General features: G+C 49.5%; 17 protein-coding genes. 1 reads left to right on the top strand and 16 read right to left on the bottom strand.

All coding sequences use genetic code 11. From position 1 onward, the window contains the following. Positions 1-16 precede the first annotated feature (16 nt). Entirely contained in the window at positions 17-1,207 is a 1,191-nt protein-coding gene (locus NIA71_RS06695) for an MFS transporter (RefSeq protein ID WP_253019991.1), read from the bottom strand. 224 nt (positions 1,208-1,431) lie between these two features. Between NIA71_RS06695 and NIA71_RS06700 the strand changes: the two genes are divergently transcribed. Continuing rightward, a complete protein-coding gene (locus tag NIA71_RS06700) occupies positions 1,432-2,361 on the top strand; it encodes an SMP-30/gluconolactonase/LRE family protein (protein WP_253019992.1) in 930 nt (309 codons plus the stop codon). Positions 2,362-2,431: 70 nt separating this feature from the next. Here NIA71_RS06700 and NIA71_RS06705 read toward each other — a convergent pair whose 3' ends face one another. The 15 genes from NIA71_RS06705 to NIA71_RS06775 all read right to left on the bottom strand — a co-directional run bounded on the left by NIA71_RS06705 (position 2,432) and on the right by NIA71_RS06775 (position 19,178). Continuing rightward, positions 2,432-3,307: a LysR family transcriptional regulator gene (locus tag NIA71_RS06705; RefSeq protein ID WP_148396256.1), complete on the bottom strand. Its 876-nt coding sequence runs from the start codon at positions 3,305-3,307 to the stop codon at positions 2,432-2,434. Further along, entirely contained in the window at positions 3,268-3,510 is a 243-nt protein-coding gene (locus tag NIA71_RS20155; protein WP_417448602.1) for an AAA family ATPase, read from the bottom strand. Before NIA71_RS20155 ends, NIA71_RS06705 begins: the two co-directional genes overlap by 40 nt. 392 nt (positions 3,511-3,902) lie before the next feature. Further along, a complete protein-coding gene (locus NIA71_RS06715) occupies positions 3,903-5,216 on the bottom strand; it encodes an MFS transporter (protein ID WP_148396254.1) in 1,314 nt (437 codons plus the stop codon). A 20-nt stretch (positions 5,217-5,236) separates the two neighbouring features. Continuing rightward, positions 5,237-6,502 (bottom strand): MFS transporter, encoded by a 1,266-nt coding sequence (locus tag NIA71_RS06720; RefSeq protein ID WP_253019994.1) that lies wholly within the window; start codon positions 6,500-6,502, stop codon positions 5,237-5,239. Positions 6,503-6,588: 86 nt separating this feature from the next. Then, a complete protein-coding gene (locus NIA71_RS06725) occupies positions 6,589-7,680 on the bottom strand; it encodes a zinc-dependent alcohol dehydrogenase (RefSeq protein WP_148396252.1) in 1,092 nt (363 codons plus the stop codon). 33 nt (positions 7,681-7,713) lie between these two features. Next, positions 7,714-9,069 carry an MmgE/PrpD family protein gene (locus tag NIA71_RS06730; RefSeq protein WP_253019995.1) on the bottom strand — a complete coding sequence of 452 codons (1,356 nt, stop codon included), beginning with the start codon at positions 9,067-9,069 and terminating at the stop codon, positions 7,714-7,716. Between the two features lie 126 nt (positions 9,070-9,195). Further along, on the bottom strand, positions 9,196-10,809 hold the full coding sequence (locus NIA71_RS06735) for a class I adenylate-forming enzyme family protein (protein ID WP_253019996.1): 1,614 nt from the start codon (positions 10,807-10,809) through the stop codon (positions 9,196-9,198). Between the two features lie 63 nt (positions 10,810-10,872). Next, positions 10,873-11,850, bottom strand: coding sequence for an SMP-30/gluconolactonase/LRE family protein (locus tag NIA71_RS06740; protein ID WP_253019997.1), 978 nt, complete (start codon positions 11,848-11,850; stop codon positions 10,873-10,875). Positions 11,851-11,958: 108 nt separating this feature from the next. After that, positions 11,959-13,158: an iron-containing alcohol dehydrogenase gene (locus tag NIA71_RS06745; RefSeq protein ID WP_253019998.1), complete on the bottom strand. Its 1,200-nt coding sequence runs from the start codon at positions 13,156-13,158 to the stop codon at positions 11,959-11,961. Positions 13,159-13,240: 82 nt separating this feature from the next. Then, entirely contained in the window at positions 13,241-13,558 is a 318-nt protein-coding gene (locus NIA71_RS06750) for a hypothetical protein (protein ID WP_148398073.1), read from the bottom strand. After that, positions 13,559-14,923, bottom strand: coding sequence for an acyclic terpene utilization AtuA family protein (locus tag NIA71_RS06755; RefSeq protein ID WP_253019999.1), 1,365 nt, complete (start codon positions 14,921-14,923; stop codon positions 13,559-13,561). 46 nt (positions 14,924-14,969) lie between these two features. Further along, positions 14,970-16,133 (bottom strand): thiolase family protein, encoded by a 1,164-nt coding sequence (locus NIA71_RS06760; RefSeq protein ID WP_253020000.1) that lies wholly within the window; start codon positions 16,131-16,133, stop codon positions 14,970-14,972. A 6-nt stretch (positions 16,134-16,139) separates the two neighbouring features. Further along, a complete protein-coding gene (locus NIA71_RS06765) occupies positions 16,140-16,928 on the bottom strand; it encodes an enoyl-CoA hydratase/isomerase family protein (RefSeq protein ID WP_253020001.1) in 789 nt (262 codons plus the stop codon). Positions 16,929-16,946: 18 nt separating this feature from the next. Further along, a complete protein-coding gene (locus tag NIA71_RS06770; RefSeq protein WP_148398069.1) occupies positions 16,947-18,377 on the bottom strand; it encodes an acetate--CoA ligase family protein in 1,431 nt (476 codons plus the stop codon). Between the two features lie 24 nt (positions 18,378-18,401). Next, a complete protein-coding gene (locus NIA71_RS06775) occupies positions 18,402-19,178 on the bottom strand; it encodes an enoyl-CoA hydratase/isomerase family protein (protein ID WP_253020002.1) in 777 nt (258 codons plus the stop codon). Position 19,179 lies beyond the last annotated feature (1 nt).

A 19,179-nucleotide genomic window follows, 5' to 3' on the forward strand; every position in this document is an offset into this window, starting at 1 on the left:
TCCATCATCTCCCGGATCAACTGCGGCCCTGGGGGTCAAACTGTTTTTCTTTGATGAACAGCACCACGCACCCGCATACAAAATAGAAACCCGCGATGAGCATGAATCCCATGGAATAGGAATGGTTACCTGCTGCAATGGCGCCAATGATCACAGGTGATAGCATAGCGCCGATCCTGCCCAGATTATAGGAAAGAGCCGTTCCCAGCGCTCTGCATTCTGTGGGAAAGGATTCGCTCATAAAGGTGGAGCATAGTGCCATCGGAGCTCCGTAAAACAATCCGAAAGCAAGTAAAATGATACCCACGTTATCCGCTGTCGCCAGGTTAATCACAATGGGCAGTATGACAGCCGTACAAATGCAAGCCGAAAACCATACTTTTTTCCTGCCGATCTTATCCGACAAAACTCCTGCCAGCATTTTGCCAATGAAAACCATGGCGTAGTTTCCGGCGATAAAGTAAGTCATGGATCGGAATTCCAAATCAAACTCCGAGGTCATATAAGTTGGAAGCCAGGTATTGGTTCCATAAAACCCAGCCATGAGAAACATGGAGCAGCACATCCATTTTAACAGATTTATCCTGCATCGCCGGTCTGCAAGAATCAGCTTCAAGCTGCCTGCTTTCGCTCCTGCTTGTTTTTTCTTCGCGGTGAAGGTTGGGGGTTCTGTCAGGGAGCGGGTAAAAATCAGAATGATCACGCCGCAGGCTGCCGCCAGCAGTACGATCGGTCTCCATCCAAAGACCGGGGTGATGACGCCATTGAGCAGAGTGGCTGCAAAGGAACCAACCGCATTGGCTCCCTGGATCAAGCCCAAAACCGTATTTCGTCTCGAGGTTGGTATGTATTCTGAAACCAGGACCGTACCACCGGCCCATGCTCCCGACATCCCCGCGGACGAAAAGAAGCGAATGATACAAAACAGGGTAAAGCTGCTTGTGAGGACCGATAGGCAGATACATACCGTAAAGGTCAGCGTCGCTGCCTGCATGGTCTTAAGCCGTCCGAAACGATCGGCAAACCAGCCGCATGCCACTCCGCCCGCCAGCATTCCGGCCGTACTGATGGAAAAAATCATTCCCGCCTGAATGGATGATAAGCCAAATTCACCGCTGATCACTGTGAGCGCCACCGATAAAGTGCTCAAATCGATCCCTTCTATCGCGATAACCAAAAATACGCATATGAATGTCTTTTTTCCCATTGCCAACACCTTCTGCCTTCAACATGTTCCTTTCTTTTACTCTATGTCCATTATACGTTCCTTTTTTATTAGGCGGGAAGTCTGAAAAAGCGATATCCAGTTAAAGAAATTTGATATCTTTTTTTGTGAGAGGTTGTATCAGTATCATTGTCTTCCCGCTTGCCCGGGGGTATGCTATGCTTGTATGGTAGATATTATTGAATCAGCAGAAGGAGATTATGAAGATGAGCGGTTTGGTTTACAGAGAAGAGGATCGCAGCGTGCCCATTCCTCCCCACGAAAAAAGCCTGCAGACGGTTACGGCCGATTATTGGCTGCAGATCCACAACAAGCAGGCACTCCATGGAGAAGGCACCTGTTTTGATCAGGATGGAAATCTTTATTTTACCATTATATATGAGGGCAAGGTCTGCCGCATTGATGCCGGCACCAGGGAGGTAAAAACCATCTTTGAAGATCCGGAACGCAAATGCGCTTCCGTCAAGATACATAAAGACGGCAGGCTCTTTATCAGCTGCCTCAACCGGGTCAAAGAAGGCCGGGTGTTTGCCATCCGTCCCGACGGCAGCGGCTATGAAGATATCGTTGTCGGATACAGCATTGACGATCTGGTCTTTGATGAAGATGGAGGCTTTTATTTTACTGAACTTACCGGTGATGCCACCAACCCCATCGGAGCGGTACATTATGTGACGCCGGATTTCAAGAAGGTCAAACCCTATATGACAGGTATGGCCGGCCCCAATGGTATTGCCATCTCGCCGGATTACGATGTTTTGTGGATCACTGAGAGCCATACCGGCCGCATCCACAGAGTCATGCTAAAAGGAAAAAATTACACGACAAAAAATGTAGTCTATACTATCACCGGATTTTACGGTCCGGATTCCTGCGAAGTGGACGGTGACGGCAATCTGTACATTGCCGTATACGGGCAGGGCCGGGTGTTGGTCCTAAACAAAAATGGCCTGCCCATTGGCCAGGTTTTGCTTCCCAATCGGGAACACAATTTATGGGTGACCCATACGGATATCAAGCCGGGAACCAGGCAGCTGTATATCATTGCTGCCGACGACACCGGTGACGATGGCTGCTGGCTCTTTAAAACAGAGGCCTTCGCCAAAGCCAACGAAAACAGCTTTCAATTTAAATAAATGCCTTTAACAAAAATACGGCCCGCTTTGTTTTCACTCCTCAAAGCAGGCCGTATTTTTTATCGTATTCTTAGTATTGCTGTTTCTGCAGATATTCAATGAACTTTTTGATCTGTACGGACTTTTTCTTTTCTGGTTTCAGAATAACACCCAGTTCCCTGGTAATATGGGGATCCAGCGGCAGCATCCGCACCGTATCCGGGCATTCTCTCAAATACAGGCTGGATAAAAAGGCGATCCCTAACCCTTCTTCTACCATACTCAGGAGCGCGGATCCGTCTTCGGAGGCTACGTTAATTTTATATGGTTTTTCTTTCCCCTTGCCCAGCATTTCTTCCACATGTTCACTGACTTTATTGTAAGAAGAAAACAGCAGCGGGTAATCCTTTAAAAGATCATAGGTCACAGCCTCCACATCGTCCGCCAGCTTGATGGTTTGCGGCAGCGCCGCATAGATCTCATATTTCATGAGGAAAATCCAATCGGTATTTTTAATCAGTCCTTTTTCTCCGACGGCCAGATCCACTTCATCTTCTTCCAGCATCTTGGATAAATTGTCGGCAGTCGCGACGCGGATGGTAATTTCATTTTCCGGGTTATCGACTAAAAAGGATTTCATGATCGTCGGTAAATAGTGGCACGCATAGATTGGATACGCGCCGATTCGGATCTTTTTCGTACCCTCTTTATGTATATCCGCGATGACCTTTGTCAGTTCCTCCTCACAATCAACGATTTTCTTGATGTACGGTTCAAGCAGAATCCCTTCTTGTGTAAGCTCAATTCCTTTGGTGGTCCGGTTCAGCAGATGAATGCCGAACTCGTCTTCCAAAGAATTCATCATGTAGATCAGCCCTGACTGTGTGTAATTGAGTTTCTCCGCCGTCTTTTTTAAGCTTCCGTTTTTTATGGCTTCCTGGAAAACCGCAAGTTTTTTTGTATCCATTCTTTCCCCTCATTGTTTTGTGCAATAGCAAATATGTGAGTCAAGACCGAGCGGGGATTAAAGAGCCGCCGTCCGTCGCTCATACGGTAACCATCGTACCACTGCTTCAGTTCCTCAAAGCTGACGCTTTTATACTCCCGGAAAAGGTCCCTTACCTCGTCCTCCGTGACCCCAAAATAGGCTTCGTAAATTCGATCATTCATAAAGTTGTGCTCCCCTACGTGGAGCTTGCCTATATGACCGGCTTGCTGCCCATCGCCAAGTATTCCAGCGGATCGGAATTGAATATGTTCCCTGCAGGATCGCCTAAAGATATGTCTAGGAAATCCGGGCATCCATCCGGCATCCTGCTCAAATCCATATAAGCTGCCTCTCTTTCTATATTTTACTTGATTTCCCGTTTTATGTACACCTTTATTTCCAATCCGCCACTGCTCCTGATCATATATGTTCCCGGCGCTACTTGGCCCACTTATTCCAATAACCACAACAAATTCGATCCCGTTGAGGCGGACAAGCTAAGGGGGTTTTCCCTGCCTCTCAGAATCGAATTTGTTCAATTACATGATATATTACTAAACTTTACGGAATATCCTTATCCCAGTCTGATTTCCGCCGCTTTGCGCTCCGGATACTTGACGACAAAGATGATGATACTTGCTACTACTGTGATACATGCGATCACGATGCCAGCAACCAGCTGTGCGCCGATTCCCTGTGCGATGGTAGCGTTTACCAGGGCATATACATAGGTCGCAAAGAAAGGACCGGCATTGGCGATTCCCCAAGCTACCGAGGATGAAATGGAACGGAACGCCTGCGGCACGAAATTCAATGCTTTGGCAAATACCGACGCATGAACAAGACCTGTCGCAATTCCGGCGCAGGCTGCGGCGCAGTAGATTCCAAACATACTGCTGTCAATAAAGTATGCGGCCGCAAGACCAACGGCGACAAAGGCATAACCAATTGGAATCAGCCAATCCTTAAAGAGCTTGATCCAGATGGGGTAAGAAAACTGGACCACAATCAACAGCACTCTGGTCAGAGACGTGCAGTTACCGGCCTGGGCCGATGTCCCCAACTCATGTTCGGTGATAATATAATTGGACAGGTTCAGATAGTACCCATTGATTCCAATGTAGAACACGCAGTGAAGAATCGCGATGGTCATCACAAAGCCAACAACCTTCTTTGGTAAATCTTTAAAACGAACTTTCGTGGTAGCGTTTTCATCTTCCAGGCCCAGCTGCTTTCTTCTTTCAATTCTTGCCGCCCTTGCTTCCTTGCTGTCTGAATAGCCGCCCTTTTTAATCATGATCAGGAAAACCGTAATAGCAATCACACACCACAAGCCCAGGGTATAGGCGAAGGGCCAGTTGTGTCCGTCGTTTCCGGCAGCGATCCTGCCGCTCAGCTGGAGCATGATCACGCCGCCGATGTTAACAAATACATTGTACATGGATATCTTTGAGGCTCGCTGATCCTCATCGAAGATTTCACCGACAATGGAGTTCATCAAAGGACCGAAGCCGCCCAAGCTGATTCCGCATAAAACGGTTCCTACATAATAGACCCAGAACGGCGCGTGAAGAACGCCGCCGATAATCATCAGGATTGAGAATGCCAGCATGCAGGTTCGGATAATGACCAGGAGTGCCACCTTACTGAACTTTAATGCCACAAACCCGATAATCAATGAGGTGAACAATCCGAACAAGGTCGGAAATGAAATTAGCTGCGCCGCTGCCACCGGTGATATATCCGGATACTCCATTTCAATATAAGCGCGCACATTTTGCGTAATCATGTAAACAACATTGGATGTCGCATAAATGTACAGCGCAAAGGAAATCAACTGATATTGTTTTTTCGTGTATAAAGGTTCTATACCTTTGTTTGCTTCCATCTTTCTTCTCTCTTTCTCTTTTACTTATACTTATAGTCCGCTTCCAGTTCGGCCGGTCTTCTCAGGCGGATGATAATCCAAATAACGATAACGATGGCTCCGAATACAACGCTGGCTCCTGCAAAGCTGACCGGATTTTGTTCCCCGATGAAAGCATACCAGCCGGAAATCCAGTATCCGCTGATGGTGGCTCCCAAATTCCAGAAGGCAGCGAAGAGACCGGAGTAGAACATCACGCCGCGCTGATTGGTCATAGCCGCATAATCCCTGAGGCATGCCGGCCATACGAGGAAGGCGCTGAATCCGATGAACAATTCCGCCAGCATCATCATAATGACGCTGTTTCCAATAAAGGCAAAGAGCACGCCGATCAAACCCAAGACAATGGCAAAGGGTACGAGGAACTTTTTGAAAATTGGGAACAGCACCGGATAAAGGAAAGCAGATACCAGTCCCGCAACCGTATAGCAGGAAGCTACCATGCCGGCAGTAGCCGCATCCCCGATATCCCGGTAATCGAGCATCTGGGACATGTTCAGGAGAATCGCGTAGTACGGTATAAACATAATTCCAAAGGCCGCTGTCAGCCAGAAAGCTCTCGGGTGGCGAGATGGTTTTTGACCTTCATCCTTCTCCTGATCCGTATTTGCCGCTTGTATTTCCTCTTCCGTGGCTCCGGCAATCATTGCCTTATCTTCGACACTGACTTTTTCAGGATCCTTTAAGAATAACAGCATCAGTACCAGCGGAATAATCAGGCAGGCATGCAGCAGCCAGATCAGCCCCACATTCTGGATGCACAGATAACCGGATACATTTTGATAGACCACGCCCGATATATTGAGGACAAACATGGAGATGCCCTGAATAATGTTACGGCGCCGGCCTTGAAAGTACTCAATGATCAGAGCCGATCCCAGAGGGAATGCCAGGCCCTCTCCTGCTCCGCAGACAAACCGGCTGGCGTAAATCAGCCAGAAATGATCCTGTACAAAATACGGAAAAAGTCCGCCCACACCAATTAAAATTGCGGACACACAGGCCACGGTCCGGTAGCTGAGTTTGGTACCGGTAACGATCCCTGAAATGATCGAAAAGGGTATAATCATCAGGTATACGGCTGTCTGGAGCATCAAAATATTCGAATATGCGATGTCCGGATAGGTTTCCGACAAGGATTGTACGGCCGGTGTAATGATAAATGAAACCTGCGGCATCATAAACGTGGCCAGGACACCGATGGCTATGAAGATCCATGCTTTTGTGGAAATTTTCTTTTTTTCCATACCTACTTCCTCCTTCTTTTGCCGCTGTCTTTTGCAGCAAACCGTTTTAATCCCAAAAATTGAAAGCCCCAAATGCGAAATCGAATTTACTTGCTCGGGTCAATCGCCACTTTAATTGGAAATTCACCTTCTATTTCATATCCGGCAGCCTGTACGGCAAGCTCTGCCTGGGAAAGGCCGTATACATGGGTTACCAGCTCTTCCAGCGGATATTTCCGGCTGTTGATAATATCGATGGCCGCTTTGACCGATGCCAGGTTATGGGTGTGGGCGCCTCGAATCTGGATTTCATTGAATACTACCGTATCGAAATCAATGGGCGTCTTTTTCCCGCCATACATGCCCGGGGTAACGATCACACCGCCTTTTTTCACCAGTTCCGTCGATTTTGCCATGGCTGCCGTACTGCCGCTGCAATCAAAGGCAATGTCTGCCATCTCTCCGTCGGTTATCCTTTTTACTGCCGCAGCTTCATCTTCTTTCTCAATGTTGATGATGTGATCGGCACCAAGTTTTTCAGCCATTTTAAAACGTTCTTTATCCTTGTTTCTGCCGGTTATGATCACGGTTTTGGCGCCGGCCTCTTTTGCAGCTACGATTCCGCCCAGGCCCTGCTGTCCCGCGCCCAGAATCACAACCGTATCACCCAGAGAAACACCGCCAATATGTCCCAGCCAGCGAACCGAATCACCCAGTACCGCACAGGTCAGTACTGCTGCTTTTAGCGGTACATCCTTGCTGATTTTATGTAAAATTGCTCGTTTGGGCAGATATACATACTCGCTGTAAGCGCCCCATAGGTGGGGCGGCGTGTCGCAGGAAACCATAAATCCGTATCCCAGCTTATGGACACACTGGTTGTACTTACCACGGATGCAAGGCTCACAGACGCCGCAGCCAAATCTGGATTCGACCACCACTCGGTCGCCTTTTTTACAGCCGCTGATCTGCGCTTTCACAGCGCCGATTTCTTCAATGGTACCGACAAATTCATGACCCATGATGAGAGGCCAGACGTTGGAGCCGCTCCCTTGATACATATGAGTATCAGTTCCGCACACACCGACCATTTCTACTTTTAAGAGAGCATCGTCCTCGCTGATCTTAGGTATGGGAAACTCTTGTATTTCCATATCCCGGACGCCTTTGAGCACTGCTGCCCTGCATGTTTTTTTCATGGTATACGGCCTCCCGCTGTTTCCTTATGCCTATTACGGCCTGCTCATTTCTTCAATCAACGCATCTGCGTTTTCAGCAGTTTCAATGGTGTAAACCAAGTCTAATAGCTTCTTGGTCTTGTTGGGATCAAGGCCCACTTCATCGTGTACCTTGATCATCAGCTTGGCATTTTCCTCCCAGGAAAGCTGATAATACTCTTCGGTAATCATCATTTCCTTTTCATAGACCGTGCCATCCTTCATCTTGATCACCACTTTCCCGCATAGAATCGGGTAATGATCGTCGTCGACAACCGTAGTCCGATCGACCAGATTGAGGATTCTCTCATCATCAAAGACCTGCTGTCCTTTTTTCGTACACGTTCGATTGACGATCGCATTGGCGATATTGAAAGCGCAGCTCATGGTTGTCTGGGTATCGGAAACAAAGGGTCCTTTGCCTTTGGTTCCAGGGTAATTGCTGTCGAAGGGGTTCATATGATAGTGGATCGATTCAATCTGCTCGTGATCGATCTTTTTCTCATCCGCAAGCTCACAGCTGACAATAAACGGTGTTTGAGCGATGGCGCAGCAAGGATTGAATTTAAAGGTAACATTGCGAATGCGGTATTCTTTTCCCAGGTTTTCAATTCCTTCTCGTACCAGCTCATAATCGTTTTCGCCAGCGAACACATTCATAAAGCCTTTGTATCCATCAAAGGCGCTTTCGGCACCGGTAACACCGTCTCTTGCCAGCAGAGCGGCGGTAAGGCCATTTCTTGCGGCGCAGCCATTCTGGTAAAACCATTCTGTGGTACCGGCAGCAAAGGATTCCTGAATGCCTCCCACAAGAGATGCCGTAATGCGAATGGCATCAGCGATCTGCTCTTTGCTGAGCTTTAAAAGCTTTGCAGCGGCCGCGGCCACGCCGAAAGTCACGTAAATGGCGCTGGGCCGAAATCCTTTGGGCGTTGACAGCTTTGCCATTTTTCGCTCGAGAACTGCAGTCACTTCATATCCGGCTAACGTGGCAGCCAGAATTTCCTTTCCTGTGCATGGAAAATTCTCTGCAACTGCTAGAACTACCGGCACGATCATCGTTCCATTGTGGGTGCCGCCCAGGGTATCCTCCTGGGCCCGGGAATGGAACAAAACCGTATTGGCTGCTACTGCTCCCGGCATGGATAGCTTGGCTCCATCCATAAACAGGGTCGCCCGTCTGCCGGATTCCTTGCTGTCAAATTCTTTGGCCACATGTTTGGCATGGCCGGCCGGTCCCAGTTCATAACCGGAAATGCCGATACCGATGGAATTCATAAAGCAGGTCTTACTCTTTTCCTTCACATCCTCGGGCAGCTGGTCGAATTCCACCTGGTCCACGAATTCTGCTAAGGCTTTTGCTATATCCATTTTCACCTTCTCCTTTTCTCTTTTAAAATAACCATTTTCTTTTTTCTAAGGCTCTTCCTACTTACATCTTAACGTTCAGAATCAGTGAAAGGAACCAACAAAAAGTGATATCACATATCAGAATATTCACTCAGTAAAAATCGGCGCAAATAACTGCTCCGCCTGCTCCCGCAAAACCGGCTTGGCGATTTTCCCGATATTATTGACCGGCAGTTTCTCCATCAGGGCCAGGTATCTGGGTTTTTTAAAGCTGGGCAGTTTTTTCTTGCAGAATTCAGCCAGCTCCATACCGTTCACAGAAAAACCCGGATTGGTTACAACGGCTGCGGCGATGGCTTCTCCGAATCGGGGATCGGGAATTCCCACCACGGCGCAATCCCGTACCGCGGGATGCTCCTGCAAAGCCCGCTCCACTTCCAGCGCAAACACATTTTCACCGCCGGTTTTGATCACATCTTTTTTCCGGTCCAGAAAATAATAGCAGTCGTTTTTCGGGTCGGCTCTGACAATATCCCCGGTCCGAAACCATTCGTTATCCAGGAAAATATCTTTGTCTTCTTCCTGCTGGCCGATGTAGCCTTTGAACACCATCGGGGACCGCACAACCGCTTCTCCGGACTGGCCTTTTTTCACATCGCGGCCCCGTTCATCGACAATACGGAGTTCATTCAGCGGGATCACCCTCCCTACTGCCTTCAATAATGCGGGATTTTGGCGGTACGCTTCTCTGCTCACCTGCATACAGGTGACGCTGCAGGTTTCAGTAGAACCCCAGGATGGCCTGAGATGACATTGGGGAAATAGTTCAAAGACGTGCTCTATATAGTCACGGGTACATTTTCCGGCGGAAATGCATACTTCCCACACAGAGGATCGATCTTTCTGACTCCACCCATCATAGCGATACAGCCTTTCATAGGTGACAGGCGGGAGCATCTGCAGCTGGGTGACCTGCCAGGTTTCAATCATATGAAAGACTTCCGGCGGATGAATCCTTTCCAGGGTAATATAAGTTCCTCCCAGCACCAGCATCTTTAAAAAGCCCTGCAGCCCGCCGATATGATAGAGGGGCGCTGTGGAAAGCATCACATCTCTTACTCCCGGATGGTTATTCTCCATAGCAAGGGTCATGCCATGGAGCACCACCTGCTCTTGGGTGCGTACAACGCCTTTGGGGGCTCCTGTAGTTCCGCTGGTAAAGAGAACGACTACCGGGCTGTCGTTCTCCAGCTTAATCTGGGCCTCCCGTTCATCCCCTTCCCGCAGCAAATCTTCCCAGGAAAGGGAATATTCCGATGAATAGGGGTATGCAGAATCCGGTGCTCCCACACAGATTTTAATTTGCAGATCTTCGTAGGACTTACAAATCTCCTTAGCTTTTTCATGGAGACTTTCGCCAAAGAACAGAAGCTTGCACTGTACCATTCTCATGCTTTCCACCAGTTCTTCGGCCCTCAGTCTTACATGAAGGGGCACGAACACAACCCCCAGTTTTTGGCACGCAAACCAGGCGATGACCCATTCAGCGCTGTTTTTGAGCACGATTCCGGCCGTATCGCCTTTTTTGATCCCCCGTTTTGTGAGGGCATTGGCAATGCAGTTGCTCTCACGGTTGAGTTCATAATAGGTTAACGTTCGCGTGCAGCTGATAACCGCAGTTCTCAGAGGATCGTTGGTTACATTATTCAGCAATAATTGTCCCAGATACAGCACAACCATCTTCCTTTCTATTTTTCGCATCCGCGGCCGCCGCTGAGTAAAAACGCTGCGGGCGGCCTCCTGGATGCTCATTCCAACTTGTTGTTACTTAAATTGATATCCGTTTTCATTGGCCTTGGCAAAGGCACCGGCTTTGAAAATCCAGGCTCCCTTTACCGGGTCATTGGTACATATGTACAGCTCGTTTGTTCCCGGACGGATCATGGGGTGGGTCGAACCCAGGTGAAAGCCGTCTTCTCTTCCTGCCAGCAGGACCTGCCCGATGGGCCAGCCGGCCGGATTGAACACCATCACCCTACCCTGATCGTACATAGCCACATATAGGTTGTCATCATCATCTACATAGCAAGAATCCGCTACGCCTCCTCCAGTAAAAGTGTAAGGCACGTTCACGCCGAATGGAGCGATATCGGTAGGACCGCCTTCCGGATCCAGCTTTACGCGGGTCAGCCGCATAGAATTGGATTCTGTAATCCATACCACTTTTTCGTACTTTGAAAGGGCGACGCCGTTAGGGCAGCAAAGGCGTTCCAGCAGCGGTGTCACAGTTTTTCTGTCCGGATGGACATAATATACGCCGCCGATGGGATTGGCCACATCGCCCAGCATATGGGTGTAATAAAAGCCGCCCTTGGAATCGAAAACCAGATCATCGTACACGTGTCCTTCCATGAGCACCTCAAAACCAGTCCCGTCGGGGTTTATGGTAAAAATGTAGCCGCTGTTAAAGTCCGGTCCTACGCTGGGGATAAACACCGTGCCGTCCTTATGGATTTTGACAGCCGACATGGCTCGCTTTTTTGGATCTTCATAGATGACAATATCTTCTTTTGTCTTCATGTCGATCTTGTGGAGCCTGCTGGCCGAAGCCTTTGCCTCCACGTACCAGAGATTCCCCTCCCGGTCAAAGCACAGGCCTTCCAGGTCGCTGAAGTCCGGCTGGCGGACCTTGTGCCAGGGCTCGGCGATAATGGTCTGCAGCATCCTTTCAGCGGGCGGGATGGGGGCAAACTTATCTTCAGAATTATACTTCAAGGTGGCGGTGTAATCATTTATCATCATTTCTTTGCGGGATGCCGGACCTGCGGCATCCCGTTCTCCCTTCTACATATAGCTTCTGTATTAAGTTACAAGTGTCTGCTTTGCCATGTTCATGGCGGGCAAAGCCTTCTATTCTTCGTCGTAGATCATTTCGCAGACCTTCACCAGCATCTGCCTGTCTTCCGGTCTGTGGATCGGCGGCATAAAGAGCTGGGATTTGTAATCATCGAGAATGGCGGGGATCAGATTCTCAACGAAGGTCTTCTTATCATCGTCAAAACCGCTGGCCTTGATGGCTTCTTTACAGGTGGTAAAGCCAAAGCTCTTGTAGAAATCAAGTACCGCATCCGCCACATAGCCGGCCACTTCCTCGTTGGTGCCGATTGTAGGTACCGAGAAGATATCGGCCAGCCTGCGGATTCCTTCCGGAGCTGTGTTGGCCTGATGACGGATCAGAGTCGGCATAACCATAATACAGGAATGTCCATGAACCAGATTGTATTTTGAACCGATGGCATGGGCTACCGCATGACCGTTGGCCGCGCCGCCGGTGCTTTCCGCCATGTCAGCGGGATAGGCCATCTGGGCGCGCGCTTCTTTGTTTGCCGGATCTTTATATACGATGGGCAGCCATCTTCTGATGCGATCGATAGCATCCAGAGCAATGGGAGCTGCGAAATCATGCTGCATGGTGCCTACGACCACTTCAATGGCATGGCTCAGGGCATCCAGGCCGACGGTGGCCGTAGCCCTTGGCGGCATTCCGTAGGTCAGTTCAGGATCGATGATAACCACATCAGCAATCTGATTTTCGTTTGCAAAACTGTATTTCAGGTTCCGCTTGGTATCGTGGATAACCGCGCTTCCGGTTACTTCGGCACCGGTACCCGATGTGGTGGGGATACAGATGAATTTTGCAGTGCGGTTGAACTGGGGCTTCATCTTTGTGCCAAGGGCGCTGTAATCATGCAGGTCCTTGATCTCATCTGGGATATTGGCGATCAGGTTAGCCGCCTTGGCTGTGTCGATGCTGCTTCCTCCGCCGATAGCTAATGTGCAATCGCATGTTTCATCCGTTAAAAGTTTTGCCACTTCGATACAGATGTAGTCCGGGGGATTGGGCAGTGTCTTATCATAGATCACATAATCGATGCCCTCTTTTTTCAGGCTTTCCACAATTGGATCCACAAGACCTACTTCCATAACGCCTTTGTCGGTTACAACAAGGCACTTGCTGCATCCCATTGCTTTGAACTTTGCTCCGGCCTGCTTTGCCGTACCCTCACCAAAGACCATGTGGGGAAGTCTGTTCTTTTCAAACGAATTCATAACTACAACTCCTTTCTTTTTATGAGCGGGAAAGGCTTTGTACATCTTTCTGCACAAAGTCTTTCCGCATAATATGGTGGAACTAAAAAATGTTAACTTCCATTCGAAGCAGAGCGCATCCTAATGATTTTCCAGTTGTATCGTAGCGAAGAGTCCTGGTGGCACCGCCGTCAAGTCCGCCTCTGCAAACGATCTGAAAACTTTCGATATTGTCTTCCGGGTATACTTCCACATCGCCTTTTACCATGTCTTTAAAAAACTTTTTAATGGCTACCGGCGTCAGCTCCCGTTTTAACTGCTCGTAGTAATCATGGTTTAAGGCCATAATCCCGATGGTGGCTACGTCGCCTTTGTCGCCGCCGCGGGCAAAGGCCAGATCTTTTAATTGTACTTTTGCCATTTATTTCACCTCCTTAATAGTCAGCTGAGGAACAACAAATTCTCTTGGAACCAGAGTCGGCCACAGTCCGATGACTTTACGCGGTCTGCCGTTTACGCCGCAGGCAGCGCCCATCGGTCCATAAGTCCACAGGTGGGTGGTATTCTGCTTGATCAGCGCGGCTTCCGCAAAGGTATTGGTCTTGCATGAAATTCTAAGTGCAACTTCGTTGATGTTGGGATCCGGCTCTGTGGCTACGCTGCCGTGGAGACAGTTGACGCCAATATAATCAAAGCGCAGTTCCAGCGGTTTTACGCCCAGATAATCAAGACGTTTGCGTACTAATTCTTCAGCCTTCTGAGCCTTTTCGTAAGCGTTGGGCCATGGGTGGATGAGCATGGATTCGCTCATGAAGCCTTCTTCCACGCCAATGCAGACTTTCAGCATATCCGGACGGCCTTTTCCGGTCATATTTGTAATTTTTACTTTATCCTTGCCGATTTCGTCCAGCTTAAGTGAGGTAAAGTCGGCGATTCCGTCGGGCATGATGTAGTTATTGGGGTCAATTACTTCGTATGTCAGATGCTCTTTCATGGTCCACTGGTTGATCATGCCGCCGGTGCCCTCCACCTTGGAGATGACCGCATCGCCGTTTTCATCCATTTCAATGATTGGGAATCCGATATGCCAGTTTTCCGGTGAGCTGGCCCAGAGATTGCTGTTGCCGCCGGTGCACGGGCTGCCGCATTCCACGATATGTCCGGTATTGATGGCCGCGCCGATCTTATTGTTGTATTGCTCGGAAAAGTCCCATCCGAACTCATGCATCATCGGACCAACATACAGGGAAATATCGGAAACACGTCCTGCGATTACATGGTCGCATCCCTGATCTAGCGCTTCGATGATACCTTCCGCACCTGCATAAGCGTAAGCTCCCACGATTTTATCCTTAACCCGGTCAATGTCCTCTTCGCCGGTATCGGTGTTGGTCAGCTTGACGCCTGCCGCACGAATCTCATCCAGTTTATCTGAAAGATCATCTCCCGTAACAAGACCTAATTTCAATCCGTGGATATCCATCTTCTGGCAAAGCTCTTCGATGGCGTTGGCTGCTCCCATAGGGTTGGAGCCGCCTGCGTTACAGATCATTTTGATGCCTTTTTCCTGACAAATTGGCAGGAATTTCTCCCAATGGGGTACAATGTCCGGCACATAGCCTTTTGTTGGGTCTTTTAACATCTGTCTGCGCAGAATGGACATGGTCAATTCCGCCAGATAGTCAAACGCCAGATATTTTACATTTCCTTTTCTTGCGATCTCCAGACCCGGTTCGATATCATCGCCCCAGTAACCGGAACCGCATCCGATTCTAACTGTCTTCATATTTTTCCTCCTGAACTTTTTTATCAGTTTTAACGTTTCTACACAATTAACCTAAGTATTCGAAGATACCCGCAGCCCCCTGGCCGCCTCCGACGCACATGGTCACCAACGCATATTTTCCGCCGTTTATCGCAATATTGTCCAGAGCCTTCATGGTCAGGATGGACCCGGTAGCGCCCATCGGGTGGCCCAGCGCGATTGCTCCGCCCCACGGATTCACCTTTTTCTCATCCAGTTTCAGTTCCCGGATGCAGGGAATCGCCTGAGCGGCAAAGGCTTCATTGAGTTCAATGACATCCATATCATCGACAGTCAGTCCTGCACGCTTCATAACCTTGGGCACTGCGTAAATTGGACCCAATCCCATCGTCTCGGATTTGCATCCCGCAGTGGCGAAATTGATCAGCTTGGCGATGGGCTTTAAGCCAAGGGCTTCTGCCTTTTCTCTGCTCATCAGTACCACGAAGGCCGCCGCATCATCGGTCTGTGAGGAAGTCGCCGCCGTAACAAGGCCATCCTCTTTAAAGCAGGGCTTCAGTTTGGCCAGGCTTTCCATGGAACTTCCCGGGCGGATTCCCTGATCCAGGTCGGCCGTTACCGGATTTCCTTCCTTATCGATACCCGCAACCGGAATGATCGGTTTGTTCAAATAGCCTTTTTCCTGAGCCGCCGCTGCTTTTTTGTGGCTTTCTACCGCAAAGGCATCCATTTCTTCTCTTGTAATGCCCTTTTCCATGCAAACGTTTTCCGCGGTGATTCCCATGCCCATATAGGCTCCGGGAACCATTTCATCTAAAATTGCATCGTCGTCATCGTCCTTATAGGTCTGTTCCATGGACATACATTCAATGCCACCGGCAACGGCCACGTCGATATCCCCCACTGCGATGGCGTTGGTCATGGCCGCGATGGTCTGCAGGCCCGACGAGCAGAATCGGTTAACCGTCTGTGCGCTGACGCTTTCCAGCCCTGCCCGAAGGCAAATGAGTCTCGCTACGTTCTTTCCGCACCGGTTTACCGTTCTGGCGCACCCAATCGCCACGTCGTCAATTTCTTCTGGTTTTAACTGGGGTACTTTTGCCAGGACCCCCTTGAGGATCTCTGCTCCCAGTTCAACCGGATGGGTATTTATAAAATATCCTTTTTTGGATTTTCCTACGGCGCTTCTGCCATAGGCTACAATCACTGCTTCACGCAATTCTTTTCCCATAGTCGATCACCTTCCTTTAAATACTGGTTTTCTTTTCTCGTTTCTGGCCCGCAGCCCCTCCTGATAATCCTCCGATACATCGATGGCCCTTCTGAGCCAGATGGAAATCTTCCGGGAAAGGTCGGGAGTTGTATTCAGGCCGTAAGTAATGGCTTTTTTCAGTTCCCGCAGAGCCAGAGGCGCATGCTGAGCGATTTCTTCGGCCAGCTCCAGCGCTTTGGCAAGAACCTGATCCTGGGGCACCACTTCTTCTACCAGATCATATTTTTCCGCTTCGCGGGCGGAAATTCTTCTGCCGGTAAAGAGCAGCAGCTTGGCCTTTCCCATGGGGATTCTTCTCGGGAGCATGGTTGGTCCGCCCGCCCCCGGATAGCTGCCGTAATCGATCTCCGGGAAACCGAAGATGCTTTGTTCTCCTGCGATGCGCATGTCGCAAGAAATGGCCAGCTCCATGCCGCCGCCCAGGGCAAAGCCGTTAACTGCGGCGATAGTTGGTATTTCGAGAGTTTCGATTTTTTCAAAGAGGGTTGTGACCAGCTCGTTCATCTCCTGAATCTTGCGGCCCCGTTCCTCCGGGGTATAGGTCTGCCTCTCCTTCAAATCGGCGCCGGCGCAGAAGGAACGGCCTTCGCCGGTGATGATCAGGCACCTGGTTTCCATATCAAACTTAATTTCACCCAGCACCTTATGAAAATCCCTGGCAAGCTGGGAGGAAATGGAGTTGAGGGCTTTGGGCCTGTTCAGTGTGACAATTTTGATATTGCCCTTTTGTTCAATCTTGATTAATTCTTCCATGTTTTCCACTTCCATTCTTTATTTTCCCTGCATCTCGAAGAAGGTTTTTCTGGCTTTGAAGGCTCTGCCGATGGAATCATATTCGGTGAAGGCCGGTATCCCCGCTTCGCGGATCATACGGATGGCCTCCATGTTGGTGGATCCAGTATACCAATGCACCACAGCCGGAATCTTGGATGCTTTAATAATATTGATAAAGTCTTTAGCAATAGCAATGGAAGCGCTGCGTTCAATGGTAGTAGGCGCCAGAACCATGGCATCCACTTCCCCGCTCTTTTCTAAAATTTCGCCCACCTCTGCCACTTTTTCGATGGTCCGTAAAATATGGGCGGTAACATCAATCGGGTTCCGCGGTGAAGCAAAGGACGGGATCTTTTCCATAACTGCGTTTCTCGTCTCTTCACTGAGATCGGGAACGGACATTCCCGCCGCTTCCACGCAGTCGGTCAGGCAGACGCCGCTACCGCCGGAAGTGCTGATTACGGCAAATTTTTCGATATCTCCGTAGTCCGCCCACTTGTCCAGCAGATTGGCCGTATCGAAGAACTCGTCAATGCTTTCGACCATGACAGCTCCACACTTTTCAAAGAACTTTTTGTAATCCTCCATATCTCCCGCATCGGACGCCGTATGGGCGCCGCAGGCAAATCCGCCTCGCTCGGTCTTGCCGTTCTTGAATACCAGCACCGGCTTGCCCTTTTCTTTTGCTTTACGGCAGGCTGCTTCAAACTTCAATCTATCCCGGATCCCTTCGCAGTAAACACAGATGACATGAATCCGTTCATCATCGGCCAGATGCCAGATAAAGTCCGCTGTCTGCAAATCGCATTCGTTGCCTGTGGTGATGACCACCGGCACATTGATCGCCGCATCCATCGCCCGTCCGTAGATGGAACTGCACATGGCTCCGCTCTGGGAAACCCAGGCGATGCTGCCTTTTGGCATGGAATCGTAATAAAGCAGGCTGGAGGATGTGCTGGCGCACATGCCGTCGTTCATGTTAAAGGATCCCAGGTTGTTGGGCCCAAGAAGCCTCAGATCGTACTTGTTTGCCGCTTCGACGATGCTCTTTTCCATAGCCGCGCCTTCTTCCGTCATCAGTTCGGCAAAGCCCGAGCTGATGATGATCGCACTGCGCACGCCTGCCTTACCGCAGCTCTCCACGGTAGGAAGCACACTGTCTGCGCCCACTGCGATAATGGCCAGATCGATCTTCTCCGGCACATCTTCCACTGATGGATAGCATTTTTTGCCTGAAATTTCCTCATATTTGGGGTTGATCGGATACACGTTTCCTTTATAGCCAAAACGGACCAGGTTGTTTAAGATGGCCGTTCCGCCGACAACACTTTTCTTTGCCGCATTACCGGAAACACCGATTAACGCTACGGATTTGGCATAGATCAGGGCGTCCGCACCATATCCGATTTCATAATTTTTGATACTCATTTTATCGACCTCTTTCGTTTTTTCTTATCTTCCTTTCCAGACCGGTTCTCTCTTTTCCAGGAAAGCAACGGATCCTTCATGGGCGTCTTCACTGGAATTGAGCAGTACCACCAGATCGGTCAGGTAATCCATGGATTTGTAGAATTCCATGTCCCTGCATTTGTACATGCCTTCTCTTCCCAGTTTTACGGCCAGCGGGCTTCTTTTCGCCAGCTGTTTTGCGAATTTGTCAACTTCTTCGTCCAGCTTATCGTCCGGTACAACCCGGTTGATGAGGCCGATTCGCTCCGCTTCCTTAGCGCTGATCTTGTCTGCTGAATACATCAGCTCCAGGCTCTTTTTGGTCCCGATTAGTCTGGCTACCGGAGCGGTGATCATCATGCCCCAGATGCCTCTGGTGATTTCCGGAATCCAGAAGAAGCTGGATTCCGTGGCAAAGGTAATATCTGCTGTAACCGCAAAGCCCAGGCCGCCTGCGATGGCAAAGCCGTGAACGGCTGCGATGGTCGGCTTTCCCGCATCGGTCAGTTCAACAAGCAGGTCGCCGTAGTGGCTCAGGTGCTCCCGGATCATGATTGCGCTGCTCCGCATTTCGTCCAGGTTCCCCAGGTCTGCTCCCGAGCAGAAGCCTTTGCCGTTTCCTTTGATAACGATTACTCTTACGGCTTTATCATCTCTGGCTTCTCTCAGAGCATCGACGATCTCTGACATTAATTCCAGGTTCAGCGAGTTGCGCTTTTCATCTCGGTTGAGGGTGAGTGTGAGAACACCCTCGGTTAAATCTTTTAACAAAAGTCCCATT

The organism is Ihubacter massiliensis (genome assembly GCF_024125305.1).
In the GTDB taxonomy this organism is placed as follows: domain Bacteria; phylum Bacillota; class Clostridia; order Peptostreptococcales; family Anaerovoracaceae; genus Hominibacterium; species Hominibacterium faecale.